The organism is Sphaerisporangium perillae, assembly GCF_023276435.1.
In the GTDB taxonomy this organism is placed as follows: Bacteria; Actinomycetota; Actinomycetes; order Streptosporangiales; family Streptosporangiaceae; genus Sphaerisporangium; species Sphaerisporangium perillae.
The window spans coordinates 22,698-48,827 of record NZ_JALLPO010000046.1 but is presented as its reverse complement, the minus strand read 5'-3'; the positions used below and the strand labels follow the sequence as shown (position 1 = coordinate 48,827).

General features: G+C 70.6%; 27 protein-coding genes. 9 read left to right on the top strand and 18 right to left on the bottom strand.

Annotation, left to right across the window (positions count from 1 at the left end; translation table 11 throughout):
* Positions 1 to 42: 42 nt before the first annotated feature.
* The 3 genes from alr to MYF83_RS34740 form a co-directional block, all read right to left on the bottom strand.
* Positions 43 to 1,185: an alanine racemase gene (gene alr / locus MYF83_RS34750; protein ID WP_248964989.1), complete on the bottom strand. Its 1,143-nt coding sequence runs from the start codon at positions 1,183 to 1,185 to the stop codon at positions 43 to 45.
* A gap of 66 nt (positions 1,186 to 1,251) precedes the next feature.
* Entirely contained in the window at positions 1,252 to 2,748 is a 1,497-nt protein-coding gene (locus MYF83_RS34745; protein ID WP_248964988.1) for an NAD(P)H-hydrate dehydratase, read from the bottom strand.
* 103 nt (positions 2,749 to 2,851) lie between these two features.
* The gene (locus MYF83_RS34740; protein WP_248964987.1) at positions 2,852 to 3,202 is read right to left on the bottom strand and encodes a holo-ACP synthase; all 351 of its coding nucleotides are present in this window, start codon (positions 3,200 to 3,202) and stop codon (positions 2,852 to 2,854) included.
* Positions 3,203 to 3,268: 66 nt separating this feature from the next.
* Between MYF83_RS34740 and coaA the strand changes: the two genes are divergently transcribed.
* From coaA to MYF83_RS34715, 5 genes are all read left to right on the top strand, one after another.
* A complete protein-coding gene (coaA, locus tag MYF83_RS34735) occupies positions 3,269 to 4,192 on the top strand; it encodes a type I pantothenate kinase (RefSeq protein WP_248964986.1) in 924 nt (307 codons plus the stop codon).
* Positions 4,193 to 4,382: 190 nt separating this feature from the next.
* Positions 4,383 to 5,291 (top strand): ABC transporter ATP-binding protein, encoded by a 909-nt coding sequence (locus MYF83_RS34730; protein ID WP_248964985.1) that lies wholly within the window; start codon positions 4,383 to 4,385, stop codon positions 5,289 to 5,291.
* Positions 5,284 to 6,183: an ABC transporter permease gene (locus tag MYF83_RS34725; protein WP_248964984.1), complete on the top strand. Its 900-nt coding sequence runs from the start codon at positions 5,284 to 5,286 to the stop codon at positions 6,181 to 6,183. The genes MYF83_RS34730 and MYF83_RS34725 overlap by 8 nt, the downstream gene beginning before the upstream one ends.
* Entirely contained in the window at positions 6,180 to 7,097 is a 918-nt protein-coding gene (locus MYF83_RS34720; RefSeq protein ID WP_248964983.1) for an ABC transporter ATP-binding protein, read from the top strand. The genes MYF83_RS34725 and MYF83_RS34720 overlap by 4 nt, the downstream gene beginning before the upstream one ends.
* The gene (locus MYF83_RS34715; RefSeq protein ID WP_248964982.1) at positions 7,094 to 7,810 is read left to right on the top strand and encodes an ABC transporter permease; all 717 of its coding nucleotides are present in this window, start codon (positions 7,094 to 7,096) and stop codon (positions 7,808 to 7,810) included. The genes MYF83_RS34720 and MYF83_RS34715 overlap by 4 nt, the downstream gene beginning before the upstream one ends.
* A gap of 38 nt (positions 7,811 to 7,848) precedes the next feature.
* Here MYF83_RS34715 and MYF83_RS34710 read toward each other — a convergent pair whose 3' ends face one another.
* The gene (locus MYF83_RS34710; RefSeq protein WP_248964981.1) at positions 7,849 to 8,187 is read right to left on the bottom strand and encodes a hypothetical protein; all 339 of its coding nucleotides are present in this window, start codon (positions 8,185 to 8,187) and stop codon (positions 7,849 to 7,851) included.
* 162 nt (positions 8,188 to 8,349) lie between these two features.
* On the opposite strand from MYF83_RS34710, the gene MYF83_RS34705 reads away from it, so the two are divergent.
* Positions 8,350 to 8,895: a hypothetical protein gene (locus MYF83_RS34705; RefSeq protein WP_248964980.1), complete on the top strand. Its 546-nt coding sequence runs from the start codon at positions 8,350 to 8,352 to the stop codon at positions 8,893 to 8,895.
* A 125-nt stretch (positions 8,896 to 9,020) separates the two neighbouring features.
* Here the strand turns inward: MYF83_RS34705 and glmM are convergent, their stop codons facing one another.
* Genes glmM through rplM form a run of 3 tightly spaced genes read right to left on the bottom strand, consistent with a single transcriptional unit; the run spans position 9,021 to position 11,401 of the window.
* Positions 9,021 to 10,382, bottom strand: a complete 1,362-nt coding sequence (gene glmM, locus MYF83_RS34700) for a phosphoglucosamine mutase (RefSeq protein WP_248964979.1) — start codon at positions 10,380 to 10,382, stop codon at positions 9,021 to 9,023.
* A complete protein-coding gene (gene rpsI, locus MYF83_RS34695) occupies positions 10,379 to 10,906 on the bottom strand; it encodes a 30S ribosomal protein S9 (protein WP_248964978.1) in 528 nt (175 codons plus the stop codon). The genes glmM and rpsI overlap by 4 nt, the downstream gene beginning before the upstream one ends.
* 51 nt (positions 10,907 to 10,957) lie before the next feature.
* Complete coding sequence (gene rplM, locus MYF83_RS34690; protein ID WP_248964977.1) at positions 10,958 to 11,401, bottom strand: 50S ribosomal protein L13; 444 nt, start codon at positions 11,399 to 11,401, stop codon at positions 10,958 to 10,960.
* 381 nt (positions 11,402 to 11,782) lie between these two features.
* Here rplM and MYF83_RS34685 point away from each other — a divergent pair, with 381 nt between their 5' ends.
* Together MYF83_RS34685 and MYF83_RS34680 are read left to right on the top strand one after the other, a co-directional pair.
* A complete protein-coding gene (locus tag MYF83_RS34685; protein ID WP_248964976.1) occupies positions 11,783 to 12,520 on the top strand; it encodes a CAP domain-containing protein in 738 nt (245 codons plus the stop codon).
* Between the two features lie 206 nt (positions 12,521 to 12,726).
* On the top strand, positions 12,727 to 14,307 hold the full coding sequence (locus MYF83_RS34680; RefSeq protein WP_248964975.1) for a hypothetical protein: 1,581 nt from the start codon (positions 12,727 to 12,729) through the stop codon (positions 14,305 to 14,307).
* Between the two features lie 2,415 nt (positions 14,308 to 16,722).
* Here the strand turns inward: MYF83_RS34680 and MYF83_RS34675 are convergent.
* The gene (locus tag MYF83_RS34675; RefSeq protein WP_248964974.1) at positions 16,723 to 17,595 is read right to left on the bottom strand and encodes a hypothetical protein; all 873 of its coding nucleotides are present in this window, start codon (positions 17,593 to 17,595) and stop codon (positions 16,723 to 16,725) included.
* A gap of 940 nt (positions 17,596 to 18,535) precedes the next feature.
* Here MYF83_RS34675 and MYF83_RS34670 point away from each other — a divergent pair.
* Positions 18,536 to 19,231 carry a hypothetical protein gene (locus MYF83_RS34670; RefSeq protein ID WP_248964973.1) on the top strand — a complete coding sequence of 232 codons (696 nt, stop codon included), beginning with the start codon at positions 18,536 to 18,538 and terminating at the stop codon, positions 19,229 to 19,231.
* 85 nt (positions 19,232 to 19,316) lie between these two features.
* On the opposite strand, the gene truA is transcribed toward MYF83_RS34670, so the two are convergent.
* The 10 genes from truA to MYF83_RS34620 form a co-directional block, all read right to left on the bottom strand.
* Positions 19,317 to 20,231, bottom strand: coding sequence for a tRNA pseudouridine(38-40) synthase TruA (gene truA, locus MYF83_RS34665; RefSeq protein WP_248964972.1), 915 nt, complete (start codon positions 20,229 to 20,231; stop codon positions 19,317 to 19,319).
* Between the two features lie 129 nt (positions 20,232 to 20,360).
* Entirely contained in the window at positions 20,361 to 20,936 is a 576-nt protein-coding gene (gene rplQ, locus MYF83_RS34660; RefSeq protein ID WP_248964971.1) for a 50S ribosomal protein L17, read from the bottom strand.
* A 135-nt stretch (positions 20,937 to 21,071) separates the two neighbouring features.
* Positions 21,072 to 22,088, bottom strand: a complete 1,017-nt coding sequence (locus tag MYF83_RS34655; protein WP_114032755.1) for a DNA-directed RNA polymerase subunit alpha — start codon at positions 22,086 to 22,088, stop codon at positions 21,072 to 21,074.
* A gap of 136 nt (positions 22,089 to 22,224) precedes the next feature.
* Positions 22,225 to 22,851, bottom strand: coding sequence for a 30S ribosomal protein S4 (rpsD, locus tag MYF83_RS34650; RefSeq protein WP_248964970.1), 627 nt, complete (start codon positions 22,849 to 22,851; stop codon positions 22,225 to 22,227).
* Positions 22,852 to 22,871: 20 nt separating this feature from the next.
* A complete protein-coding gene (gene rpsK / locus MYF83_RS34645; RefSeq protein ID WP_248964969.1) occupies positions 22,872 to 23,276 on the bottom strand; it encodes a 30S ribosomal protein S11 in 405 nt (134 codons plus the stop codon).
* A gap of 93 nt (positions 23,277 to 23,369) precedes the next feature.
* Complete coding sequence (gene rpsM, locus MYF83_RS34640; RefSeq protein WP_248964968.1) at positions 23,370 to 23,750, bottom strand: 30S ribosomal protein S13; 381 nt, start codon at positions 23,748 to 23,750, stop codon at positions 23,370 to 23,372.
* A 205-nt stretch (positions 23,751 to 23,955) separates the two neighbouring features.
* Positions 23,956 to 24,069, bottom strand: coding sequence for a 50S ribosomal protein L36 (gene rpmJ, locus MYF83_RS34635; RefSeq protein WP_003956441.1), 114 nt, complete (start codon positions 24,067 to 24,069; stop codon positions 23,956 to 23,958).
* A 113-nt stretch (positions 24,070 to 24,182) separates the two neighbouring features.
* The gene (gene infA, locus MYF83_RS34630) at positions 24,183 to 24,404 is read right to left on the bottom strand and encodes a translation initiation factor IF-1 (RefSeq protein ID WP_012887858.1); all 222 of its coding nucleotides are present in this window, start codon (positions 24,402 to 24,404) and stop codon (positions 24,183 to 24,185) included.
* A gap of 614 nt (positions 24,405 to 25,018) precedes the next feature.
* On the bottom strand, positions 25,019 to 25,489 hold the full coding sequence (locus MYF83_RS34625; RefSeq protein ID WP_248964967.1) for a hypothetical protein: 471 nt from the start codon (positions 25,487 to 25,489) through the stop codon (positions 25,019 to 25,021).
* Between the two features lie 186 nt (positions 25,490 to 25,675).
* The gene (locus MYF83_RS34620; RefSeq protein ID WP_308201555.1) at positions 25,676 to 26,107 is read right to left on the bottom strand and encodes a DUF1707 SHOCT-like domain-containing protein; all 432 of its coding nucleotides are present in this window, start codon (positions 26,105 to 26,107) and stop codon (positions 25,676 to 25,678) included.
* Positions 26,108 to 26,130: the final 23 nt, after the last annotated feature.

Sequence of the window (26,130 nt, the reverse complement as noted above, 5' to 3'; positions counted from 1 at the left end):
GACCTCCTCATACCGGTGTACGCGCGCCACTTGGGGAACTCTTTACCTGTGAACGCGCGGCACGCGTGAACCAATCCTGGTCACGATCTCATGAGTGATCGTGCCGAGGGAATCCGCCCACTCCTGAGCGGTGGGTTCACCACCGGTTCCCGGCCCGAACAGGACGACCTCGTCGCCCTCGCTCGCCTGGTCGTCCCCGAGGTCGATCATGAACTGGTCCATGCAGACCCGGCCCGCCACCGTGCGCCGCTTACCCGCCGCCAGGACCTGCGCCCGGTTGGTCGCCCCCCGAAGCACGCCGTCGGCGTAGCCGAGGGGGACCACCGCCACCGTGGTCTCGCGCTCGGTGACGTACAGGTGGCCGTAGGACACACCGGTGCCGGCGGCCACGCGCTTGACCACGGCCATGCGGGCGCTCAACGTCATCGCCGGACGCAGGCCGAAGTCGCCCAGCTCGGGGATGGGGCTGAGCCCGTACGTCGCGATGCCGGGCCGGACCATGTCGTAGTGGGCCTCGGGAAGGGTCACCGTGGCCGCCGAGTTGGCGATGTGGCGCAGGACGCGCGGCCCGGCCACGCCGGCCTTCTCGGCGATCGCGAGGGCGTCCTCGAACGCGGCGAGCTGCTGACCGATCGAGGGATGCCCGGGGATGTCCGCGCAGGCCAGGTGGGACCAGAGCCCCACGATCTCGATCATGCCCTCGGCCTGGGCGGCGAGGGCCCGGTCCAGCAGCGCCGGCCACCGGTCGGCCGTGGCGCCGCCGCGCGTTGTGCCGGTGTCGATCTTGAGGTGCACGCGGGCCGTACGCCCCGCGCGGCGGGCGGAGGCCGCGATGTCGTCGACCAGCCAGAGGGCCCCGGCGGACAGGTCGACGGCCGCCGCGACGGCGTCGTCGATGGGCTCACCGGGAGTGACGATCCACGACAGGATGGGCGCGGTCACGCCCGCGGCACGAAGGTCCAGGGCCTCCTGGATGTAGGCGGTGCCGAGCCAGGACGCGCCTGCGTCGAGCGCGGCGCGCGCGCAGGGCACCAGGCCGTGGCCGTAGGCGTCGGCCTTGACCACGGCCATCATCTCGGCGGCCGGGGCGTACCGGCGCAGCACGGCCACGTTGTGCCTGATCGCCGAGAGATCCACCCGGGCCTGGGCAGGGGTGACAAGGGAACCGTGAATGTGCAAGCTCACCCTCTCAGTCTCGCAGCCGCGCGCCCCGCCGGAGCCGGTTCGCCGCCGAGGCGGGGGTAACGGTCGTCACAGTTGCCAGGCGCTCGCCGTGAGCGCCCGGATCGCGCCGGGGAGCTCCACAGCCACGTCGAGGGCCGCGATCGGCGCCTCGCCCTCCTGCGGGTCGCAGGCCGCGAGGCGAGCCGCGAGACCATGCAGGTAGGCCGCGCACGAAGCGGCGTCGTAGCAGCTCAGACCCCCGGCGAGGAAGGCTCCCGCGATGCCGGCGAGCACGTCGCCCGTGCCGCCGGTCGCCAGCCAGGGGGTGCCCGTGAGGTTCACCCGGACCGGCCTGCCTTCCTCGGCGACCAGGGTAGTCGACCCCTTGAGCAGGACGGTCACGCCGAGCTCCCGCGCCGCCCGCCGCGCGTAGTGGAGCCTGCGGGCCTCGATCTCCTCAGGAGGGACGTCCAGCAGGCGGCCCAGCTCGCCCGTGTGCGGCGTGATCAGCGTGGGCGCCGCGCGGCGCAGGAGCGAGCGGTCGCGGGCCGCGATGGTCAGCCCGTCGGCGTCGACCAGCACCGGGACGTCACTGGCCAGCACGGATCTGGCGAGCGCGTGCGCCCCGTCGTCGGTGCCCATGCCGGGCCCGACCACCCATGCCTGCACACGGCCGACGTCGCGCACCCCCTCCTCGGGGGTGATGACCTTCGTCACGGCCTCCGGCCACCTGGCGCGCACCTGGCGGACGGGCTCCTCGGCGCTCGCGAAGCGCACCAGCCCGGCCCCCGCCCGTACGGCGCCGCCGGCCGAGAGCACGGCGGCCCCGGTGAACCGGTCGCTGCCCGCGACGATGCCGACCACTCCCCTGCGGTACTTGTTCGACTCCGCCGAGGGCCGCGGCAGCCGGTCGGCGACGTCCGGGCCGGTGAGCGCGGCCACGCCCGGGTCGGGGAGGTGCGAGCCGAGGCCGATGTCCACGACCTGCAGGGTGCCCACGTGGCTCGCCCCCGGATCGATCAGCAGACCCGCCTTGACCGCGCCGAAGGTGACCGTCAGGTGGGCGCGGATCGCCTCGCCCTCGACCTCGCCGGTGCTCGCGTTCACACCGCTCGGGACGTCCACCGCGACGACGACGCCGGGCGCCCGCGCGGTGAGCCCGGCCAGCGTCGCGTACGGCTCGCGCAGCGCCCCGGCGCCGCCGATGCCCACCAGGCCGTCGACGATGACGTCGGCCCGCTGGATCAGATCGGTGAGCACCTGGTCCGCGTCACCGCCGCGGGTACGGCCGCCTGCGCGGCGCAGGTCGGCGAGGCCGCCCTCGTGCGTCTTCTGCCCGGCGAGCACGGCGTCCACCCGCGCGCCGCGGCGGGCCAGCATGGCGCCCGCGTACAGCGCGTCCCCGCCGTTGTCCCCGCTGCCGATCAGCAGGACCACCCGCGAGCCGTACACGCGGGGAAGGGCCTTCGCGCAGGTCACGGCCAGGGCGGTGGCGGCCCGCCGCATGAGCGTCCCCTCGGGGAGCACGGCCATGAGCGCCCGCTCCGCGGCCCTGATCTCATCGGAGGTGTACGCGGTCAGCATCTCACCGAATGTAGCCCTCCCCGATCATCGCCGCGAGGGCCACCCGCCGCGCGCCGCCGATCTGCGGAGATCGCATGGCGGGTGCGGAACCCGCCGGCGGCCGTCAGCCTTCGGCGATCACGTACGCGATGGCGAACCCGCCGTCGTGGCTGAGGGAGATGTGCCATCGCTTCACCCCGAGCTCCGCCGCCACCTCGGCGACCCTGCCACGCACCCCGAGCACCGGACGGCCGTACTCGGCCGTCGTGACCTCGGCGTCCAGGTGACCGAGGCCCGGCGGCGCGCCCAGCGCCTTGGCCACCGCCTCCTTCGCGGCGAACCGGGCGGCCAGCGAGGCGACGGGAAGCCCCTTCTCGACATCGGTGAAGACACGGTCGAGCAGGTTCGGCGTCCGTTCGAGGGCGGCGCCCAGACGCGCGATGTCCACGATGTCCACACCGATGCCCACGATCACGCCCCCATCTTGCCTCAGACGGCCCGCCGGAGGCCGCAGGTGAGGCCATCAGTAGAGTTTGCGCCCATGGAGGCACCGAATCCGTACGTCGAGCTCAGCCGCGAGCAGTGGCGGGACCTACGAGAGAACACGCCTCTCACGCTGACGGCCGAGGAGCTGGAGGAGCTGCGCGGCGTCGACGACCCCATCGACCTGGCCGAGGTCACCGACATCTACCTCCCGCTGACCCGCCTGCTCAATCTGCACTTCACCGGGGCGCGGCAGCGCAGCGCGGCCGTGAACCTCTTCCTCGGCGACCGGCGGCAGCCGCCGCCGTACATTCTCGGCATCGCGGGCAGCGTCGCGGTCGGCAAGTCCACCACGGCCCGGCTGCTGCACACCCTGCTGGCACGCTGGCCCGAGCACCCCCGGGTCGACCTGATCACCACCGACTCCTTCCTGTACCCCAACAAGGTGCTGGAGGAGCGCGGGATCCCCCATCGCAAGGGGTTCCCCGAGAGCTACGACCGGCGGGCGCTGGTCCGGTTCGTCGCCGAGGTCAAGGCCGGGACGCCGGAGGTGCGCGCCCCCGTCTACAGCCACCTGGAGTACGACATCGTCCCGGGCGCCGTCCAGACCGTGCGCCGGCCGGACATCCTGATCGTCGAGGGCCTCAACGTGCTCCAGCCCGCTCCCCCCGCGGCGCTCGCGGTCAACGACTACTTCGACTTCTCGATCTACGTGGACGCCAAGGTGGAGGACATCCGGTCCTGGTACGTCGACCGGTTCCACAAGCTCCTCCGCACGGCCTTCGCCGACCCCAAGTCGTACTTCACCTACATCGCCGACCTGTCGGAGGAGGAGGCGACGCGGTTCGCCAAGGACGTCTGGCGGGACGTCAACGAACGCAACCTGATCGAGAACATCGCCCCGACGCGCGGGCGCGCGGGCCTGGTGCTGCTCAAGGGCCGCGACCACGCGGTACGCCGGATACGGCTGCGCCGCACGTAGCCCGTTTCCGCGCCGAGGCCGTACGGGGCGTCGTGCCGGCATGGTGATCGCCGGAACCGCGACACTCCTGGTCCAGCGGTTCTTCTGGGCGAAGTACGGCACGCGTATCGCCTCGCCCGCCGCTCGGATGAGTCGAGGTTCGTCCGTGTGAGGGAGGAACCCCGGGCACAGGCTTGGATAGTGTCCGGTCATGACCATCCTCGCCACCGAGGGACTCACCAAACGCTTTCCCCGCGTGACGGCGCTGGACCGCCTCACCGTCAGCGCGGGGTCCGGCGTCACCGGCCTGGTCGGCGCGAACGGCGCGGGGAAGTCCACCCTCATCAAGATCCTGCTCGGGCTGCTGCCTCCCACGGAGGGAAGCGCCACCGTTCTCGGGCTGGACCCGGCCACGCGGTCCCTGGACATCCGTCGAGCCGTCGGCTACATGCCCGAGCACGACTGCCTGCCACCGGACATGTCCGCGACCGAGTTCACCGTCCACATGGCCCAGATGTCGGGCCTGCCGCGCAGCGCCGCCCGCGAGCGCGCCGCCGACACCCTGCGCCACGTCGGCCTGTACGAGGAGCGCTACCGTCCCATCGGCGGCTACTCCACTGGCATGCGGCAGCGCGTCAAGCTCGCCCAGGCCCTCGTGCACGACCCTCAGGTCGTCTTCCTGGACGAGCCCACCAACGGCCTGGACCCTCAGGGCCGTGACGACATGCTCGCCCTGATCCGGCGCATCGGCACCGAGTTCGGCATCAGCGTGGTCGTCACCTCCCACCTGCTCGGCGAGCTCGAACGGGTCTGCGACCACGTCATCGTCATCGACGGGGGCCGCCTGCTGCGCTCCTCCTCCATCGGGGAGTTCACCCAGGCCACCACGTCGATCACCGTCGAGGTGGAGGAGGGCACAGAGCGCCTGGCCGAACTGCTCACGGCGGCGGGCCGGCAGGTCACGCTGCACGGCCGCCTGCTCACGGTCGAGGCCGGCTCACCCGACACCTTCGACATCGTCCGGGACGCCGTGTGCGACCTGGACCTGAGCCTGGTCCGACTCGAACAGGGCCGCCACCGCATCGAGGACGTCTTCAGGGAGGAGGCGTCCCATGTCTGAGACCGTCCCCGCGCCGGCTCCCGGCCCCACCGGCGTCATCCACGACATCGGCTACCGCCACTACGACGGCCCGCGGCTCGGCCGCGGCAGCGCGCTCGCCGCGCTCATCGTGCACAGCCTGCGGGGTGTCTTCGGCCTCGGCCGCACCGCCCGCGCCAAGATCATGCCGTTCCTGCTGGCCGGCGTGATGATGCTGCCCGCCGTCGTCTCGATCGCCGTGATGGCCATGATCAAGCGGCCGGGGCTGTCGTACCCGTCCTACGCCGTGACGATGCAGGCCGTGCTCGCCGTCTTCCTCGCCGCCCAGTCGCCCTACCTGGTGGCTCCCGACCTGCGCTTCCGCGTGCTGCCGCTCTACCTGTCGCGGCCGGTCAAGACCGGCGACTACGTCGCGGCCAAGCTCGCGGCCATGGCCATCGCGCTGTTCCTGCTGGTGGCGGTCCCGCTCACCACCCTGTACGTCGGCGAGCTGCTCATCGACCTGCCCGGCCCCCCGCACACCCACGACTACTTCGCCGCGCTCGCCACCTCGGTCGTCTACGCGGTGCTGCTGGCGTCCGTCGGGGTCGCGCTGGCCTCGTTCACCCCCCGGCGCGGGCTCGGAGTGGCCTCGGTCATCGCCATCTACCTGCTCTCCTCGGCGATCTCCGCCGTGCTGGTCGGCGTGCTGTTCTCGGTCAGCCGCGACAGCGCCGCCGCGTGGGCGTGGCTGATCAACCCGTTCTTCCTCGTGGACGCCGTCCAGGTGTGGCTGTTCGGCACCAGCCCCAACAACGACGGCGGGTACCCGCCGGGGGCGGGCGGTCCCGTCGCCGCCGTCGCCGTGCTCGCGGTCGTCGCCCTGTGCGTCACCGCCCTCGTCCTTCGCTACCGCAAGGCGGCCTCATCGTGAACATCGAACTGGCACAGGTCTCCCGCTGGTACGGCAACGTGGTGGCCGTCAACGACGTCACGATGACCGTCGGCCCCGGCGTGACCGGCCTGCTCGGCCCGAACGGCGCGGGCAAGTCGACCCTGCTGCACATGATGGCCGGGTTCCTCGCCCCCTCCACCGGCACCGCGACGCTCGATGGGAGGCCGATCTGGCGCAACCACCAGATCTACCGCTCGATCGGGCTGGTGCCCGAGCGCGAGGCCGTCTACGGGTTCCTCACCGGCTGGCAGTTCGTGCTCTCCAGCGCCCGGCTGCACCGCCTGCCCTCCCCCGAGGACGCCGCCGCCAAGGCCCTGGCCATGGTCGAGATGGAGGACGCCAAGGACCGGCGCATCGAGACCTACTCCAAAGGCATGCGCCAGCGGGTGAAGGTCGCCGCCGCGCTGGTCCACGACCCCCAGGTGCTGCTCCTGGACGAGCCGTTCAACGGCATGGACCCGCGCCAGCGGCTCCACCTGATGGACCTCGTCAGGGAGCTCGGGGCGGCCGGGCGCACCATCCTGTTCAGCTCCCACATCCTGGAGGAGGTCGAGCGGGTCGCCCAGCAGATCGAGGTGCTCGTCGCCGGACGGCACGCCGCCTCCGGCGACTTCCGCGAGATCCGCAGGCGCATGACCGACCGGCCCCACCTGTTCCACGTACGCTCCAGCGACGACCGGCGCCTGGCCGCCGCCCTGATCGCCGACGCCTCCTCCGGCGCGGTGTCCCTGGGAGAGGAGGGCCTGGAGGTCCAGGCCGTGGACTTCCGCAGGTTCACCTGGCTGCTCCCCCGCGTCGCCCGCGACGCCGGGGTCACCGTCTGGCAGCTCTCCCCCGCCGACGAGGACCTGGAAAGCGTCTTCTCCTACCTGATCTCCCGGAGCACCCGATGAACTCCGTCGTCGCCGGCATCACCTACCGCGCCGTCCTCGGGCGCCGCCGGGTCCTGCTGCTGATCCTGCTCCCCCTGGTGCTGATCGGGCTCGCCCTGATCCTGCGCGCGGTGGGCAGCACGGACGAGAAGGCCACCGTCACGCTCATGCAGGTGTACGCGATCGGCACCATGCTGCCGCTGCTCGGCCTCATCGCCGGCACCGGCACGATCGCGCCCGAGATCGACGACGGCACGATCATCCACCTGCTGTCCAAGCCCATCTCGCGCCCGATGATCGCCATCACGAAGTTCGCGGTGGCCGCCTCGCTGCTCGCGCTGTTCGCCGCGGTCCCGACGTTCGCCGCCTCCTACCTCCTCATCCGCAACGAGGCGGGCATCGCGTCCGGCTTCGCGCTCGGCGCCCTGATCGGCGGCATCGCCTACGCGGCGGTGTTCCTGCTGCTCGGCGTCATCACCCGGCACGCCGTGACGATCGGCATCATCTACGCGGTGGTCTGGGAGAGCCTGGTCGGGGGCCTGGTGCCCGGAGCGCGCAACTTCTCCATCCAGCAGTGGGCACAGACCTTCGCCGGCCAGATCAGCACCTCGGACTTCTTCAAGCCCACCGTCAGCATCGGCTTCGCCATCCCCGCCGTCCTGATCGTCACCATCGGCGCCGTCCTGTGGGCCGGCCAACGCCTCCGCTCCCTCTCCCTCACCGGCGACGAATAGCACGCCCTTCCCTCTTCGCACCGGGGGTGCCGGGGACGTCAGCGGCGGAACATGAGGCGCACGCATACCCCGATGGCGACGCAGCCGATCGAGAAGACCAGCAGCAGCGTCGAGGTGACGAACCCGAGGACCCACATGCCGCCGTCGCCGTCGGGGTGGGGCGTCATGCCGTCCCACAAGGCGACGAGCGGCTGCGGGAGCGAGAAGGGCACGAGAGCGGCCACAGCGCCTCGCACGGAGACGGTGGCGCCGAGGATCACCGCGCACAGCAGCACCGCCGCGAACATCCACGGGTACATCAGCGAGCGGAAGAAGTCCCCGTCGGTGCCGGTGGCCGAGAGCATCCACGTCGAGATCGCGCCTGCGACAAAGGACATGACCGCGATCAACTGGTGCCTGTGCCTATGGACCACGAGCAGCCACCCTAAATCACCACAGGAAAAGCGGTTGAGTCTCCACCAACTGGAGGGTGAAGTCTTGGCTCTCGAAGGATCGCCCGGTGCCGTCCTTCCGCACCATGACTGAGGAGACGAGAAAACATGCACGATATGGCCAAGCTGTCCGCACGGGAACGGCAGCAGATCATCGACGACTTCGTCGACCAGGCGTTCGCCGGCATCGGCACCGACGCACCCGGAGCCCACATCGCCCAGGCGATGCGCCGGTTGCCCGCCGACCTGCCGGACGAGCCGAGCGCCGAGCTGCGCGATGCGTGGACCGAGCTCGGCCGGCTGGTGGGCGATGACGCCTTCCGGCAGCGCGTACGGCAGATGGCGCTGGGGGGCTCGGAAGGCGGCGAGCAGCCGCCGTACGACCCGCAGCCGGTCTTGGAGCACGCCGGTGCCGCGGTCGAGGCGGGCGTCGACCCCGCGTCGCCGCAGGGCAAGGAGATCCTGGACAGGATCGTCTCCCCGGACGTGCCACCGGGCGAGCGTGCCCGGCTGGCCGACCAGATGGAGACCTTCTCCGACCGGCGGGTGGAGCGCTACTGGCAGCTGATGGGCGTCCTCAACGGCCGCGCGGCCTTCCCCTCCAGCACCCCGGCCTTCGAGTGGTTCATCACCGCCCTGCGCACCCACCACTGAGCCGAACGGCGGCCGGCTCACGGCCAGGCACGTGTACTCCTGCGTAATGAATGCGTATGAAGCGGTCAAGGCGGGCCCCCTTGAAGGGGACCCGCCTTGACGTCGATGCTTTCGAGCCGCTCGGGTCAGGAGCAGGTCGTGCGGACGACCTCGGCCAGCTTGCCGGCGATCGACTCGGCCTCGTCCTGGGACTCGGCCTCGACCATCACCCGCACCATCGGCTCGGTGCCGCTCGGCCGGATGAGCACCCGGCCGCTGTCGCCGAGCGCCTTCTCCGCGGCCGCCACGGCGGAGGCCAGTTCCCCGGAGGTGGCCGCCTTGGCCTTGGAGACGTCGCGGACGTTCACCAGGACCTGGGGAAGCCGCGTCATGACCGACGCCAGATCGGCGAGAGGACGGCCCGAACGCGTCACCTCCGCGAGCAGGTGCAGCGAGGTGAGCAGTCCGTCACCGGTAGTCGCGTGGTCGAGCATCACGACGTGCCCCGACTGCTCGCCGCCCAGGTTGTACCCGCCGGCCTTCATGGCCTCCAGGACGTACCGGTCGCCGACGGCCGTCTCCACCATGGTCAGCCCGGCCTTGTTCAGCGCGTGCTTGAAGCCCAGGTTGGACATGATGGTGGCGACGACGGTGTCCTTCACCAGGTTGCCGGCGGAGTGCATGGCCAGGGCCAGGACCGCCATGATCTGGTCGCCGTCCACGACCTCGCCCGTCGCCGTGACGGCGAGGCAGCGGTCGGCGTCGCCGTCGTAGGCGATGCCCGCGTCGGCCCCGCGCTCCACGACCGCTTCACGCAACGAGTCGAGATGGGTCGATCCGACCCCCTCGTTGATGTTGAGACCGTCGGGCGCGGCCCCGATCGTCTCGACGACGGCCCCCGCGCGCAGCAGCGCCTCCGGCGCCACCATGTGGGCGGCGCCGTGCGCGCAGTCGACGATCACGCGCAGGCCGTCCAGGCGTCCCGGGAGGGTCGTCAGCAGGTGGGAGACGTAACGGTCGGCCTCGCCGTACGCGTCGCGCACGCGGCCGACGGCCGCGCCCACCGGGCGGTTCCACTTCTCACCGAGCCGCTGCTCAATGTCGTTCTCGACCGCGTCGGGCAGCTTGTAACCGCCGCGGGCGAAGAACTTGATCCCGTTGTCGAGAGCGGGGTTGTGGGACGCCGAGATCATGACCCCGAGGTCGGCTCCGAGAGCCGAGGTCAGATATGCGACGGCCGGGGTGGGCAGCACGCCGAGGCGCAACACGTCCACTCCGGACGACGCGAGGCCGGCGACCACCGCGGCCTCGAGGAACTCCCCCGAGGCACGCGGGTCCCGGCCCACGACGGCGACCGGGCGGCCACGCCGCCCGACGCTCGACTCGAACGCGCCGGCATCCCCGAGGACATGAGCCGCCGCGACCGAAAGGTCCATGGCGAGCTCCGCCGTGAGGTCGCGACCCGCGACCCCACGAACGCCGTCGGTGCCGAAGAGCCGACCTGTCAACGCTTGCTGTACTGCGGAGCCTTACGAGCCTTCTTGAGACCGGCCTTCTTCCGCTCCGTCTCACGGGCGTCGCGGGTCAGGAAGCCGGCCTTCTTCAGCGGCGGGCGGTTGACCTCGGTGTCCAGCGCGGTGAGCGCGCGGGCGAGGCCCATGCGCACGGCACCGGCCTGGCCGGTCACGCCGCCGCCGTCGATGCGGACGAAGACGTCGAACTGGTCCTCGGCGCCCAGGACCACGAAGGGCTCCTTGACGATCTGCTGGTGGACCTTGTTCGGGAAGTAGTTCTCCAGCGAGCGGCCCTCGATGGTCCACTTGCCGCTGCCCGGCATGATGCGCACGCGGGCGATCGCTTCCTTGCGACGGCCGGTGCCGTAAGAGTTGCCCGTGGTGATGGGCTTACGTGCGGCGACCTCGCTGCTGGGAGCGGACTCGCTGGTGTACTCGGACGGGAACTCCTCGGGGGAGTTGTCCGCAATGTCCAGCTCGCCCTCGAGGGGCGTCTCGACACCGGTGGGCTCGGCCACGGTTCTCCTCTAACTTTCGATCTTGGCGTCAGCCGTCGGCCAACGGTGCGACTACTGGGCTACCTGGGTGATCTCGAACGGCACCGGCTGCTGCGCCAGGTGCGGGTGCTCGGGACCGGCGTAGACCTTGAGCTTCTTGGCCATCTTCCGGCCGAGGGAGTTCTTGGGGAGCATGCCCTTCACTGCCTTCTCGACAGCGCGGTCCGGACGCTTCTCGAGCAGCTCGCTGTAGGAGACCGAGCGCAGACCGCCCGGGTAGCCGGAGTGGCGGTACGCCTTCTTCTGCTCCAGCTTGTTGCCGGTCAGGGCCACCTTGTCGGCGTTGATGACGATGACGAAGTCACCGGTGTCGACGTGCGGCGCGAAGATCGGCTTGTGCTTACCGCGGAGCAGCGTCGCGACCTGGGTGGCCAGCCGACCCAGCACGACGTCGGTGGCGTCGATGACGTACCACTGACGCTGTACGTCGGTGGACTTAGGGGTGAACGTGCGCACGGTGGTAAGCCTTCTGTCGGGTTGGCATCTTTGGCGTTAGGTCATGGGCGGGCGCACGACAGGGCCCAGACCTTCCGTCTCCACGAACAGGGAGATGACGCCGGACGCGCCGCGCAACGGTCACGAGGGACCGAATCGCACACAACGAATCAGCAGACTACCGGTTGTGACAGGCACGGGTCAAAACGACGACATCGACGCCAGGATCATCACAACGGAGCCGCGTCGCGAGTCTACTGCGTGATCGGACCAATGACTCAACGAAAACCAGTCCCTCGCGTCTCTTCTTTAACATGAGCTGACCTCTCTATATTTGGCAGCGGTATGTGTCAGCCTCCTCACCTTCGGCACCCCCAGCGGTTCCCCCGTCGACGGAGCCACGTGGGGCTTTTGGCGTGCCTGACGGCGGCCCTGCTCGCCGGCGCCGTCGTGGTGCGGCTGAATGCCTCCCCCACCGCGGGCGAGTTCTACCTCCACACCGGCACGCCGACCCCCACCCAGAGCCGGCTCCACGCCGCTCCGCAGCCCAGCGCCACGTCGTCCGTAGGCCGGGCGCCCCTCGGCCACGTGGCCCGCCCGTACGTGTCGCCCACGGCCGAGACGCGGCCGCAGCCGACACCCACGGCCACCCGGCAACGCAGCACCATCGACGGCTCCGGGGGCGAGTTGCCCGCCGCCACGAGCGTCGGCACGGCAGGGGGGCAGGACCAGGCGGCGCCGCCCGACGACGCTCCCCCCGCCGGCCGGCTCGAAGCCGCCGCCGTCCGCCTCACCAACCAGGAGCGGGTGCAGAGAGGATGCGCGCCTCTGCGCGTCGACCCGCGCCTCACCCAGTCGGCGCGCGCCCACAGCCGCGACATGGCCGCGAAGGACTACTTCGGCCACAAGTCCCCGAGCGGCCTCACGCCATGGGACCGCATGGCGAGGGCCGGATACTCCAACAGCGCGGCCGAGAACATCGCCCGCGGCTACCAGTCGGCGGAGGAGACCGTGCGCGGCTGGATGGCCAACAGCGGACACCGCCGCAACATCCTGAACTGCCAGATCAAGACGGTCGGCGTAGGGGTCGCCTACGGTTCCGGCGACACCTGGTGGACGCAGGACTTCGGCTATTCCTGACCTGTTATGTCGCCCTGCCGGGCTAGTCTCGGCGCATGGGTTATCCCGGGGATCAACCGCCACGCCGTCCGCCTTACCACCCGTACGAGACGCCTCGGCCCACCGGCGACCTCCGGCCCGAGGCGGAGCCGCAGGAGCAGGCTCGCGAGTCCGCGTCATGGCCGTCCGCGGAGGAGCCGGGCACCGCTCGGCGGGCACGCCCACGCATGGAGGAGCGGCAGAGACGGGCGTACGGCGACCCCCTCGAGCAACCGTACGGCGACCCGGCCGGACAAGGCGGGGTCAACGCCACGAACCCCGACACAGGCCGCGGCGCACCCTCGTTCGGAACCGGCGATCCCCTCTTCGGCGTCGGCCGCACATTCGGCACCGACCGGAGCGCCGCATACCCGCAGCAGGGGCGCGAGGCCCGTCCCTTCGAGACCCCGCAGGCGCGGCAAGGCTCGTTCGAGCCCTCCCAGCAGCCGCAGAGCGATCCGTTCCCACCCTCGCAGCCGGAGAACGACCTGTTCCGGCCCGCACAGCCGCGTAGCGGCTCCTTCCCGGCGCCGCCGCAGCAGAGCGACCCGTTCCAGACCCCGCGGTCGCACACCGGCCCGTTCTCGTCGCCGGGCGCGCAGGGTGACCCGTTCTCAGCTCCGGGCACGCAGAGCGACCCGTTCTCGGCTACAGGCTCGCAGAGCGGCTCCTTCCAGAACGCTCCGCCGCGCCCGTTCGAGACTCCCGCCCCGCGGGCCGGCTCCTCCGAGAACCCATGGACGCAGCCCGGCCCCTCCGAGACCACACGGGCGCAGACGGGCTCGTTCGAGGCGACACGGGCGCAGACACAGACCGGCGGGTTCGAGGCCACGCGAGCGCAGGCCGGCTCGTCCGAGGCGACACGGGCGCAGACACAGACCGGCGGGTTCGAGGCCACGCGAGCGCAGACCGGCTCGTCCGAGGCGACACGGGCGCAGACCGGCCCGTTCGAGCGGCAGGGCAACGAGCGTGCCCGGGAGGCCGAGAGGTCTCTGCCACGGGCTCCCATGGAGACGAGGAGAAGCGAGCCGGATCCGGGACGACGTTCCCGCGGACCCCTCTTCCTCGCGGGCGGCGTCATGGCCATGATCGTCGCGATCGCCGCGGTCATCGTGGTCATGAGCCGCAGCGACGACCCCGTGAGCACCGCCAGCCCTTCGACGACCCGCCCGACGGTACAGGCGCCGCTCCCGGGCGGCGTCAGCGACAAGTACGGCTTCGCGGCGTCACGGAAGACCGACCCCCAGCCGCTCACGCTCAAAGAGCTCTTCGGCCGCAAGAAGGTAACCGCGCACGGCCGTAGCTATCAGATGACGGTGCGCCGGGCGGACAAGAAGTGCAAGGACGCCGTCCACGGCACGGCGATGCAGAAGGTGCTGACCGCGGCAGGGTGCACGCAGCTCCTGCGCGCGAGCTTCCGTGACGCTCCGGGCAAGCTCATCGGCACGGTCGGCGTGGCCAATCTGAGGACCGCCGCCGCGGCGAAGAAGGCCGCCAAGACCGGGACCGGGGGTGAGCTGGAGGACTACATCACGCCACTGCCCGGTAAGGACTCTGTCACCAAGCTCCTCGGCAGCGGCGGAGAGTCCTTCGCCACCGCCTGGCCGCAGGGCCACTACCTGATCTTGCTGTGGTTCCAGTACAAGGACGGGCACAAGCCGTCCAAGACGGAGTTGAAGCGACTCAACCGAGCGGCGACGGACATCACCGAGGCGAGCGTCTTCTCCGCTCTGGACACCCGGGCACTCACCGGAGCCCGAAGCAATTGACTCCTAAATCGCCCACAAACCCAATTAACCGGACAAACCGACTGTCGAGCTAGACCGGGAAACGCCCATAGCGGTATGCGGATCTTCGACTGTGGATACGCTTCCGCGTATGCGTGGCCAGGATTCCGGATCCGAGCACGAACGCGAGACCGAGAACTCGGGGGCTCCGGCAATGCCACCCCCGAGCTTCGGGCAGGCGCGCCCGCACGTGCCGCGGACCGACCAGAGCATGGCGGACCCCGACTCGACCCAGGAGGTGAGGCTCTCCACCGCGAACGACGCGAGAGGCCTCACTTCCACCAAGGACCCGAGGGGCCTCGCCGCCGCCAACGACACCAGGGACCTCGCCTCCGCCCCGGACACAAGGGGCCTCGCCTCGGCCAAGGAGACGGCCGTCCCTACCTCTGGCGACGCCCCAACGGACCGCCCCTCGGCCATCGGGCCCACGGACCGCCCTTCTCCCATCGGGCCCACGGGCGCCCACTCCTGGGATCCCGCCGGGCGCTTCCCGCTCGACTACGAGTGGTTCGATCCTGACCAGCCGCCCCAGCAGACCTACCGGCACGGGCGTTCCGCGAGCGCACCCACCGGACCCCCCGCACCTCGCCCTGAGGACCTGCCCGGCACTTTCCCCACCACCGGCCAGCACGCCATCCGACCCACCTCATCATCGGACCAGCCGAGCCACCCGGCCGCCTCGCACACCCCGGGCACCCCAGAGGCGCACAACCGGCCGAGCACCCTGGACGGCCCAGGCCTTCCCCCCACACCCAGCCCAGACGTTCCCACTGGAACCGGCACCCCGGGCAGCTCAACCTTCCCAACCGAAACCAGCGGTCCAGGCAGCCCGGGCATATCAACCGGAACCGGCACATCGAGCAGCAGCTCCGGCATTCTCCCCGGGACCGGCACACCGGGCACTCCCACCGGGACTGGCGGCCCAGGCAGCTCAGGCCTTTCAAGCGGAACCGGCGCTCCTGGCGGCCCTGGCACGTCCACGGGGGCCGGTGGCCCTGGCGGGTCCAACGCCTCGACCTGGCAGTCCCCACCCGCGCACCGCTCGCCCGGTGACATGCAACTCTGGCCGGCGCCCGTGGTCCTCCCTCCGGAGGCTCCCCCTCAGGAGCCGCTCTCCCCTCCGAGCTCGTGGTTCCCTCCACCAGGGGTAGTGACGCCGATCCCGCAGGACGCACCCCCGCCCCCACAGGACGCGCCGCAGCCGCCGCACTCCTCTCCCCAGCCACCGCAGTCCTCTTCTCAGGCGACGCGACCTTCCTACGGCGCCCCTTCCTGGACCCCCTCTCCCTCGCAAGGCGCTTCCGGGAGCCACTCTCCGCAGGGTCAAGACGGCCCGTCCTGGAACGCGGCATCGCCGCAGGACGCTCCGTGGACGCCACCCGCCCCGCAGCACGGCCCGTGGACTCCGCCGCCTCCGCAACAGAACGGTCCCTGGACTCCGCCGCCTCCCCAGCACGGATCCTGGACGCCACCCACCACGCAAGATGAGCCCTCGACGCCACCCGCCGCGCAGAACGGGCCGTGGACGCCACCCGCCCCGCAGAACGGGCCGTGGACGCCACCGACCGCGCAAGACGGGCCGTGGACACCGCCGCCTCCGCAGAACGATCCGTGGGCACCACCGTCCTCGCCGAACGATCCGTGGGCACCCTCGGCCCCACAGTCCGGGTCTTGGGGGCCGTCGGCTCCGCAGGGCAGGCCATGGGCGCCGCCGGTTCCGGGCAACGCTTCTCCGACACCGCCGGCGCCACAGAACGCCCAATGGGCACCCACCGCGCTACCGAACGCACCCTGGACCGGGCCGGCTCCCCAGGATGCGGTGCCTCCCATGCCGCAGGACGCCACACCACCGGTCCCCCAGGACGCCCAATGGGGACCGTCGCCGACACAGGACGCACAATCCACCTCGCCCGCACCGCACGGCGCACGCTGGACACCAGCGATACCGCAGGACGCGCAGTCCACATCGCCGGTACCCCTGGACGCGGCACCACCTGCCCCCGGGGGCGCACAGTGGGCAGCGCCTGCGCTACCCGGCTCTGTGACACCGCAAGACGCGCCGTCGGCCGGGTCGCGAGACGCCACAATGGGTGCGCGAGACGCGCTCTGGCTCCCGCCCACCGAGACGGCCCCCACGCCAGGTGGCCCCGTACACTCGGGCGCCGATGTTCCTCCGGGTAACGCCGTGACCTCCGGCAGTTCGGGTCTGCCGGGCGACGCCGCCCGTGGAGGCGCGGCCGCCTCCCAGGGGTCGCCTTCTGGGCGTACACGTCCGGTGCACCCGCCTCTCCCGGGCGACGTTCCGGTCTGGCCTCCCCCCTCGCAGGCCGAGGCGGCCTCCGGTGATGTCGTGCAGGGTGAGAAGTCCGAGACTTCCTCGGGCGGCACTCCGCCGTCTCAGCCGCCGACCCCGCCCGCGCCGGGCCCCCGGCCTTCTCCGTCCATCCCCGCGCCCTCGCCGCCGCCGGTCCCCGCACCCTCCGTACCGGCTCCGCGCCCACCGGCGCCCGCGTCACCTCCGGAGACATCGCAGCCGGAGACCGCCGGATCGCCGATGGCCAGCGGCTCCTTCGAGCCCGCGGGACCACGAACGACCAGCAGCACCTCCGAACCTGCCGGAACACGAACGACCAGCGACACCTCGGAACCTGCCGGATCACGGACGACCGGCAGCAGCTCCGAACCTGCCGGATCGCCAATGACCGACGGCACCTCCGAACCTGCGGGATCACGGAGGACCAGCGGCACCTCGGAGCCTGCCGGCACAGAGCCGACCAGCGGTACTTCCAAGTCCCCGGGGTCGCCGGCGCTCGCCGGGGTACCGGGTGAGGCCACGGACACCGGGGCGTCTCCGGCGTCGACACCGTCCAAGCCACTCGCCCCCTCGGATCCATCGACGCCGCTCAAGCCGCCCGCCTCGTCCGATCCATCGACGAGGTCCACGTCGCCTGTCTCATCCGATCCGTCGGCCGCGCTCAAGGGGGCGGTGCCGTCGGTCATCGGGCGTTCGCAGGCTGGGCCTCCGCCGAAGGCCGCCCTGCCTCCCGCGCCGCCACCCGGCACCCCGCTGCCGCCCGCGCCGATGACCTTGTCCCCCTTGGACCGCCCGTCCCTGGACCGCCCGTCGCCGGCCGACCCCGGGACTGCCGGGCCGGCGGCTGCCGGGTCGGGCCATGCCCGTCCGGTGAAGCCAGGGCGGGTGCCCGGTACGCCGCTCCCGCCCGCGCCCCTCACTAGTGACGCGCTCTCGCCCATCGCGCCTACGGGCACATCGCAATCACCGGGCTCGTCCGCGAGCACGCAACACCCGCTCGGATCAGGCACAGGCACGCAACAACAGCCCGGATCGGGCACGGGCGCAGGAACGCAACATCAGCCCGGATCAGGCACAGGCACGCAGCACTCGCCCGGGTCGGCCGGCGGCGCGCACCACCGGCTCGGATCGTCCCCCGGCGCCCCGCAGTCGCCAGTGTCCGCGTCCGGTCTTCCGCCCGCGCCGCCCCCGGGGACGCCGCTGCCGCCGGCGCCCCGGAGCCTTTCTTCGCTGGCGCTTCCCGCGCCCCCGGCCCCGTCCGCTCAGGGCTCGTCCCCGAGCGGCGGCCCCGCCATCGGCATCTCCACGCCGAGCACCGCCATCACTCGGGGAGAGCGTCCCGCCGGCTCTGGAGGCCGGGACGCCGAACGTCCCGCAGGCCTTGCAGGCCCGGGTGCCGAACGATCTACGGGGCTTGGGCGCCCAGACGCCGAACGGTCCGCGGAGCCTGGGGGCTCGGGCGCACCCACGGCTCTTGGAGGCGTGGGAACATCCACAGGCCCTGGAAGCCCAGGAGCACCCACGGCTCTTGGAAGCCTCGGAACGACCACAGGTCCTGGAGGCCCGGCGGCATCCACGGGTCTTGGAGGCTCGAGGGCAGCCGCCGGTCCCGGAAGCGCGGGAGCGTCCACGGGTCTGGGAAGCGCGGGAGCATCCGCGGGTCCTGGAGGCTCGGGGGGTTCCGCGGCTGCTGGAGGCTCCGGAGTATCCGCAGGTCTTGGGAGTCTCGGGGCACCCTCCGGAGGTTCTAGCGGCGAGCAGCCGACGGGTTCAGGGGCAGTGGTGGAGCGGCCGCCGTTCATCCCACCGGGCGCCGCTCCGCCGGGGCCACCCGCCGAAGGGGGTTCCCCGCAGCCGCCTCCCCGTTCCGGGAAGAGGGTGGTACTGGCGGCAGGCGTGGCCGTGGCGATCGCCGCCATCGGCACCGCCGCGTACTTCGGCTACCAGGCCTACAACGCCGGCAACACTCCGGTGGCGCTGCCCCAGCCGCTGCCGTCCGTGGACGTCGAGGTACCCGAGGAGTCGATCGAGCCACCTACTCCGGAGCCGACGCCTGCCGCTACCACCGTGCTCGACTCCGAGCAGAGTGACCCCAAGAAGCTCACCCTGAAGGAGGCGTTCCCCCGAAAGCGCGTGTCGATCGGGGGGCGTACCTACACGTGGACCAAGGTGAACATCACCGCACGGTGCGACAAGGTCGCCGTGGGCACCTTCGCCACGGCGCTGAAGCGGCAGAAGTGCAGCCGCGTCCTGCGGGCGACGTACGTCGACGCCAAACGGCAATACGCGGTGACGACGGGCATCGCCGTGTTCCCGACCAAGGAGGCGGCGGTCGCGGCGGACAAGAAGAAGAACCTGGCGAAGACCGTGTGGTTCCGCGGGCTGGCGGGTGCCACCGGAAGCGGCGCGGACAAGGCCGACATCTCCGGCGGATACGCCGCTGGGCTGGTCTGGGGCCGTTACATCGTGTTCAGCTTCGCGACCTACGCCGACGGCCACACGCCGACCACCCAGGAGAAGGACCTCGGACCGGTCAGCGGTGCCTTCCGCGATTACACAGCACGAGTGATCGAGAAGCGAGTCACCGGCTGAGCACCAGCACAAGTGATCGAACAGCACAACACCGACTGAGCACCCGCACGGGCGATCGGGAGACGGGGCCGCCTGGCTGGAGTGGTTAGGGGCCGAGGGTGCGGATGCGGCGGGTTTGCTGGGCGCGGTGGGTGAGGGCGCCGTCCTCGGGGTAGCGGACCTCTTCCAGGCACAGGCCGTGGGCGGCCGCGACGTTCACCCCGGAGTCGCGCACGGCGTTGAGCAGTACGTCTGCGGGCCACTCGACGGGCCTGTGCCCTTCGCCGACGGCCAGGAGGCATCCCACCAGGGCACGCACCATGGAGTGGCAGAAGGCGTCCGCGACGACGGTGGCGACCAGCAGGCCCTCGGCGTCGCGCGTCCACTCCAGGCGCTGGAGTTCCCGGATGGTGGTGGCGCCGTCTCTCCGCTTGCAGAACGCGGCGAAGTCGTGCTCGCCGAGCAGGTGCACGGCCGCCGCGTTCATCCGGTCCACGTCGAGTGGCCGGGGGTACCAGAGGACTTCGCGCCTGCGGAGCGGGTCGCCGCCGCCGGGGGCGTCGCAGACGCGGTAGGCGTAGCGCCGGGAGAGCGCGGAGAAACGGGCGTCGAAGCCCTCAGGAGCCTCTGTGACGGCTTGAACCCGTACATCTGGTGGCAGGACCCCGGCCAGGCGGCGGACGAGCGCGGAGCGGCGCTGAGCCGCGCTCATGTCCACTGCTCCGCTCCTGCGTCCCTCGACGGCCCGCAGGGCTTCGGCGGGGAGGTCCACGTGGGCCACCTGGCCGCGCGCGTGCACGCCCGCGTCCGTGCGGCCGGCGACCGTCAGGGAGGGGGCGGGGTCGAGGCGCAAGATGCGGCCGAGTGCCGCTTCGAGCTCCCCTTGGACGGTGCGCAGCCCGGGCTGGCGTGCCCAGCCGGAGAACTCGGTGCCCTCGTAGGCGAGATCAAGCCGGAGCCGCACCGTTCCCACCGGCGGCACCACAGGCACCGTGTGCGGCACCGCGTCCGAACTCAGCACCGAAGCCCCCTCTGGCATCACGTTCGCCCTCCGACGACGACGGGCCCAGCACACCGGATCAGTGCGCTGGGCCCGTTCGCGATCATCAGTGGCCGGGAGGCGAGGCCCCCGGCCGTCACCACTACGAGATCAGGCCTCGTCCTTCTTGGACTCGGTCTTCTCGTCCGCGGGAGCCGCGTCCGACGGAGCCTCGTCGGCCGGAGCAGCGTCCGAGGGCGCCGCGTCGGCCGGGGTCTCGTCGGCAGAGGCCGCGGTGGCGTCGTCCGCGGGGAGCTCGACGATCTCCTCGGCGGGGGCGGCGGCCGGTGCGGCGGCGGGCGCCGTACGGGTCGTGGTGACCGCGTTCAGCGGCTCGGAGACCAGCTCGATCAGCGCCATCGGGGCGTTGTCGCCCTTGCGCGGGCCGAGCTTGGTGATCCGGGTGTAGCCACCGGGACGCTCGGCGAAGGTCGGAGCGATCTCGGTGAACAGGTGGTGGACGACGCCCTTGTCCTTGACCACGGTCAGGACCTGGCGGCGGTTGTGGATGTCGCCCTTCTTCGCCTTCGTGATGAGACGCTCGGCCAGCGGCCGAAGGCGCTTGGCCTTGGTCTCGGTGGTGCGGATGCGGCCGTGCTGGAACAGCTGAGTGGCGAGGTTCGCCAGGATCAGCCGCTCGTGGGCCGGGCTACCACCAAGACGTGCGCCCTTGGCAGGCTTGGGCATGATCGTTCTCCTTTGGGATAACCCGCTCCGGCCGTGTCAGGTACCGGAGTCAGGCCGGGAGCCCCGGTCGAGGCTCGACGAGGCTCCCGTTGACAGAAAATGCGATGAAAGGCTCAGGCCGCCGGCCGGAACCGATCAGTACTGCTCGGTCTCGACGTAACGGGCGTCGTCGTCGTCGTAGTCGCCGCCGGCGACCGCGGTCGGGTCGAACCCGGGAGGCGAGTCCTTGAGCGCGAGCGTCATCTCGTGCAGCTTCTGCTTGACCTCTTCGATCGACTTGGCGCCGAAATTCCTTATATCGAGAAGGTCCTGCTCGCTGCGCGCGACCAGCTCGCCCACGGTGTGGATGCCCTCGCGCTTGAGGCAGTTGTAGGAGCGGACCGTGAGGTTCAGCTCCTCGATCGGCAGCGCCAGGTCGGCGGCGAGCGCCGCGTCCGTCGGCGAGGGGCCGATGTCGATGCCCTCGGCCTCGACGTTGAGCTCACGGGCCAGGCCGAACAGCTCGACCAGCGTCTTGCCGGCGGAGGCCACCGCGTCGCGGGGCTTCATGGACGGCTTGGTCTCGACGTCCAGGATCAGACGGTCGAAGTCGGTGCGCTGCTCGACTCGGGTGGCCTCGACCTTGTAGGTCACCTTGAGGACCGGGGAGTAGATCGAGTCGACGGGAACGCGACCGATCTCCTGGCCGGGCTGCTTGTTCTGGGCGGCGGAGACGTAGCCGCGACCGCGCTCGACGGTCAGCTCCATCTCGAGCTTCGCCTTGCCGTTCAGGGTGGCGATGTGCAGGTCGGGGTTGTGCACCTCGACACCGGCGGGCGGCGCGATGTCGGCCGCGGTGACCTCACCGGGGCCCTGCTTGCGCAGGTACATCACGACCGGCTCGTCGTGCTCGGAGGAGACGACCAGCGCCTTGAGGTTCAGGATGATGTCGGTGACGTCTTCCTTGACCCCGGGCACGGTCGAGAACTCGTGCAACACGCCCTCGATGCGGATGCTCGTGACCGCCGCCCCCGGGATGGAGGACAGCAGCGTGCGGCGCAGCGAGTTGCCGATGGTGTAGCCGAAGCCCGGCTCCAGCGGCTCGATGACGAACCGGGACCTGGTCTCCTCGATCGACTCCTCGAGGAGGGATGGGCGCTGTGCGATGAGCATGTGGGTTCTCCCCTGGTTCCGCGGGGCCCGCTATTTGACCTCCGCGACGGTGTTCTTCACTGCCGAAGCTGTACGGCCTCCTCTGAGGAGGCCGTACAGCTCCTGAAGCAGGCTCTGCAACCAGCCTATGCGAGCTTTACTTGGAGTAGAGCTCGACGATCAGCTGCTCTTGGACCTGGGTGTCGATCTGCTGGCGGACCGGGAGCTGGTGCACGAGGACGCGCAGCTTGTCCGGGACGACGCCGAGCCAGGCCGGGATGGTCCTGTCGCCGGTGGTGGCGCGGGCCACCTCGTACGGCATCAGGTTCCGGGCCTTCTCGCGCACCTCGATGATGTCGTGCTCGCGCACGCGGTACGACGGGATGTCGACCTTCTTGCCGTTGACCGTGATGTGGCCGTGGCGCACCTGCTGGCGGGCGGCGTCACGGGACACGGCGAGGCCGGCGCGGAAGACGACGTTGTCGAGACGGCTCTCCAGGATCTGGAGGAGGTTCTCACCCGTCTTACCCGACTTGCGGTTGGCTTCCTCGTAGTAGTTGCGGAACTGCTTCTCGAGGATGCCGTAGATGCGGCGGGTCTTCTGCTTCTCGCGGAGCTGGAGCTGGTACTCCGACTCCTTGGGACGCCCGCGACCGTGCTCACCCGGGGGGTAAGGACGGATCTCGATGGGGCACTTGGGGGACTCACACTTGCTGCCCTTGAGGAAGAGCTTGGTCTTCTCTCGGCGGCAGAGCTTGCAGTCCGCTCCGGTGTAACGAGCCATTTCTCAATATCTCCTGGGCCTCAGACGCGGCGGCGCTTGGGCGGACGGCAGCCGTTGTGGGGAACGGGGGTGACGTCCTGGATGGAACCCACCTCCAGGCCGGTGGCCTGGAGGGACCGGATGGCGGTCTCACGACCGGACCCGGGGCCCTTCACGAAGACGTCGACCTTGCGCATGCCGTGCTCCATGGCACGACGCGCGGCGTTCTCGGCGGCCATCTGCGCGGCGAACGGCGTGGACTTGCGGGAGCCCTTGAAGCCGACGTGGCCGGCGCTGGCCCAGGCGATCACATTCCCGGTCGGGTCGGTGATCGAAACGATGGTGTTGTTGAACGTGCTCTTGATGTGGGCGTGCCCGTGAGCGATGTTCTTCTTTTCCTTGCGGCGCACCTTTTTCGGTGCACCCTGGCGGCTCTTCGGAGGCATGTAGCGCTATCTCCTGAGGTGGTCGGTCCTGCTGCGTGGACGGGGCGCGGCTTCGGGCTCTGCCTAGGGCCCGGCTCGGCTCCCCGTCGCGGACTACTTCTTGCCGGGCTTCTTCTTGCCGGCCACGGTCTTCTTCTTGCCCTTACGGGTGCGCGCGTTGGTCTGCGTACGCTGACCATGCACGGGAAGGCCGCGGCGGTGTCGGATGCCCTGGTAGCAGCCGATTTCGATCTTGCGACGGATGTCGGCCTGAACCTCGCGGCGGAGGTCACCTTCGATTTTGAAGGTGGCCTCGATGTAGTCGCGCAGCGGCACCAGTTCGCTGTCGGAGAGCTGGTGGACCCGGAGGTCCCCGTTCACCCCGGTAGCGTTCAGGATCTCGAGGGCGCGGCTGCGGCCGATTCCGTAGATGTAGGTGAGAGCGATCTCCAGCCGCTTGTCGCGGGGGAGGTCGACGCCAACCAGGCGAGCCATGGTCGGGCATTCTCCTTCGATATGGCGGAGGTCCTGCGCTTCACTACCCCTCCCCATGCCCGGGGTGAGGGCCCCGGCCTCCGACCGGGGGTCGCCCGCGTGGTTCGGCCTCGCGGCCGCCTGCGCGGGTGTGATGCGCGATTACTTTGTTCCAGGCCGGATGGCTTCGCCCGCTATGGGCGTGGCCGTCCCTCCTGGGCTGCGATCAGCCCTGGCGCTGCTTGTGGCGCAGGTTGTCGCAGATCACCATGACGCGACCGTGCCGGCGAATCACCTTGCACTTGTCGCAGATCTTCTTGACGCTCGGCTTGACCTTCATAGTCCTTGTCGTTTCCTCAGACGGCCCGCCCGCCGGCCCTGCCCGGTCGAACCCCCGCGTGCCGTGTGGTCGCACGGCCGTGGCGGATCTTCCTTGCTGCCAGGACGGGAGGCTTACTTGTATCGGTAGACGATCCGCCCACGACTCAAGTCGTAGGGGCTCAGTTCAACGACAACCCTGTCGTCGGGGAGGATCCGGATGTAGTGCATCCGCATCCGTCCGCTGATGTGGGCCAGGACCTTATGGCCGTTGTCGAGTTGCACCCGGAACATCGCGTTCGGGAGCGACTCAACCACAGTGCCCTCGATCTCGATGGCGCCGTCCTTCTTGGCCATGTCCCTCGCGTTTCACTGATCGGTCGTCTGAGGTATCGGCACACTACGCAGCCGCGACCTAGAGCGCGTGAGAGAGCGGCGATAGCTGACCGCCGACGCGCAATGGTCATAGTGAACCGACAAAGGAGTGTACGACAATCGGCGAGGAATTGCGAAACGCCTGGCGCTTGTCTGGACACAACCGACCACCAGCGTACCCCAGACCACCGGCTCGGAACACTGCCGCGCCGCAGGACCGTGTAAACCGCGCACCGCGAGACGGTCCGCGGGGCATCGCGGGACGGGACGCCGGGCGTCGCGGGACGGGGACACCATGCGCCGCGAGACGCCGCGGACCGCGGGAGTAGGGGGATGGACGCGCCCACCCGGCCCCCGGTACCGCCGATACCGGGCCGGGTGGGCGCGTGCTCGTGGCGTGCCCGGGGGTGCTCGCAAAAGATCACCTACCCGGCGACACCCCGGGAAACTGCCATCAGCGGTAAAGGCTGCGTCCAATGCCCGTGAACACGAGAAGAGCGGACGCCCCCCGTAAGGAGCGCCCGCTCTTCGTCCCCCGCCTCCGGTCTCCCCCTCACTGAGACCGGAAGGTCAGATCAGTGCGAGAGGAGGCCCGATCAGAAGCTGCCGTACCGGTGCCAGCCGCTCCAGTCGTAGTCGCTGGTGGAACCCTCGCCGACGCGGAACCGGAAGCCGTCGGTGTCCTCGCTGAAGCGGATCGTCTTGCCGAAGTGACCGAAGGTCTTGTACCGGTTGAAGCTGTGCCAGCCGCGGTCGTCGTGGTAGTAGACGTCGAACCACGCGTACTGCCGGTCGTGGTCACGGTCGAACAGGTCGAAGTCGACGTAGTAGTGTCCGCCCGACCTCCACCAGTAGCCCTTGGCGTAGGAGCGGTCGCCGCGGTCCTCTCCCCCACCGAAGTCGGAGAAGAACGGGCCGAAGCGGTGGCGCGCCGACTGCGCCTGGGCGGCCGAGTCCGCGTCGGTGGTGCCGGCCGTCGACGCCGAGGCGGCGGGAGCGGCGGCGAGCCCGGCCGCCAGAGCACCGGCGAGGGCGGTGCCGACGAGCAGGTTGCGAATGTTTCGCACGGTTTCCTCCTGTGAGCCAGCGTCCTCGGGGTGAGGACGGATTCCCCGTGCCGGCCGAGCTTTCTGTGTGCTGCTCGTTCCGGGCACCGCTCACGTTAGGGAGGCCGGGCGTTCCGTTCTGCGTACGAATACGCACTCGCCCGCGAGCGTGCATTACTGCACAGAACGGACAGGCTCGCGGGCCGTTCAGCGCCTCCTGTCGCGACCGTGCGGGTCGGAGCCGAAGATGGTGGCGACCAGCAGGATCGCGCCCCAGGGGCCCGCCACCCACATCGGCCAGAAGTAGTCGCCGAAGCTGGTCAGGGCCCAGATCACCGTGGTGACGGCCACCGCGGACGCCCACGACGCCCACGCGGCCTTGATCCCCTTCTGGGCGTTGCTCGGCTGGGGGCGCCGATCCGGCGGCTGGGCCGCGGGAAGGGCGTGCATGTCGATGTCGGGCAGGTCCGCGGTGAGCTTCTGCAGGTCGCCGTAGGTCCTGCCTTGGTAGACCTGCTCCAGGCGCTCGTTGAACTCCTCCATCGTGAGCCTGCCCTGTGCGCAGTGCTCACGCAGCGCGGCGGCGACCTTGTCCCTGTCGCCGTCGGACGCCCTCATGTCCGGTGTCGCCGCCATCATCCTCAACTCCCGCGCAGACGTCC

Bases quoted from the DNA above. Each gene is read 5' to 3' on its own strand.
- MYF83_RS34745 (WP_248964988.1), bottom strand. From the start codon at position 2,748: ATGCTGACCGCGTACACCTCCGATGAGATCAGGGCCGCGGAGCGGGCG.
- coaA (WP_248964986.1), top strand. From the start codon at position 3,269: ATGGAGGCACCGAATCCGTACGTCGAGCTCAGCCGCGAGCAGTGGCGG.
- MYF83_RS34730 (WP_248964985.1), top strand. From the start codon at position 4,383: ATGACCATCCTCGCCACCGAGGGACTCACCAAACGCTTTCCCCGCGTG.
- MYF83_RS34725 (WP_248964984.1), top strand. From the start codon at position 5,284: ATGTCTGAGACCGTCCCCGCGCCGGCTCCCGGCCCCACCGGCGTCATC.
- MYF83_RS34715 (WP_248964982.1), top strand. From the start codon at position 7,094: ATGAACTCCGTCGTCGCCGGCATCACCTACCGCGCCGTCCTCGGGCGC.
- MYF83_RS34710 (WP_248964981.1), bottom strand. From the start codon at position 8,187: ATGTCCTTTGTCGCAGGCGCGATCTCGACGTGGATGCTCTCGGCCACC.
- MYF83_RS34705 (WP_248964980.1), top strand. From the start codon at position 8,350: ATGCACGATATGGCCAAGCTGTCCGCACGGGAACGGCAGCAGATCATC.
- MYF83_RS34680 (WP_248964975.1), top strand. From the start codon at position 12,727: ATGGAGGAGCGGCAGAGACGGGCGTACGGCGACCCCCTCGAGCAACCG.
- rplQ (WP_248964971.1), bottom strand. From the start codon at position 20,936: ATGCCCAAGCCTGCCAAGGGCGCACGTCTTGGTGGTAGCCCGGCCCAC.
- MYF83_RS34655 (WP_114032755.1), bottom strand. From the start codon at position 22,088: ATGCTCATCGCACAGCGCCCATCCCTCCTCGAGGAGTCGATCGAGGAG.
- rpsD (WP_248964970.1), bottom strand. From the start codon at position 22,851: ATGGCTCGTTACACCGGAGCGGACTGCAAGCTCTGCCGCCGAGAGAAG.
- rpsK (WP_248964969.1), bottom strand. From the start codon at position 23,276: ATGCCTCCGAAGAGCCGCCAGGGTGCACCGAAAAAGGTGCGCCGCAAG.
- rpsM (WP_248964968.1), bottom strand. From the start codon at position 23,750: ATGGCTCGCCTGGTTGGCGTCGACCTCCCCCGCGACAAGCGGCTGGAG.
- rpmJ (WP_003956441.1), bottom strand. From the start codon at position 24,069: ATGAAGGTCAAGCCGAGCGTCAAGAAGATCTGCGACAAGTGCAAGGTG.
- infA (WP_012887858.1), bottom strand. From the start codon at position 24,404: ATGGCCAAGAAGGACGGCGCCATCGAGATCGAGGGCACTGTGGTTGAG.
- MYF83_RS34620 (WP_308201555.1), bottom strand. From the start codon at position 26,107: ATGATGGCGGCGACACCGGACATGAGGGCGTCCGACGGCGACAGGGAC.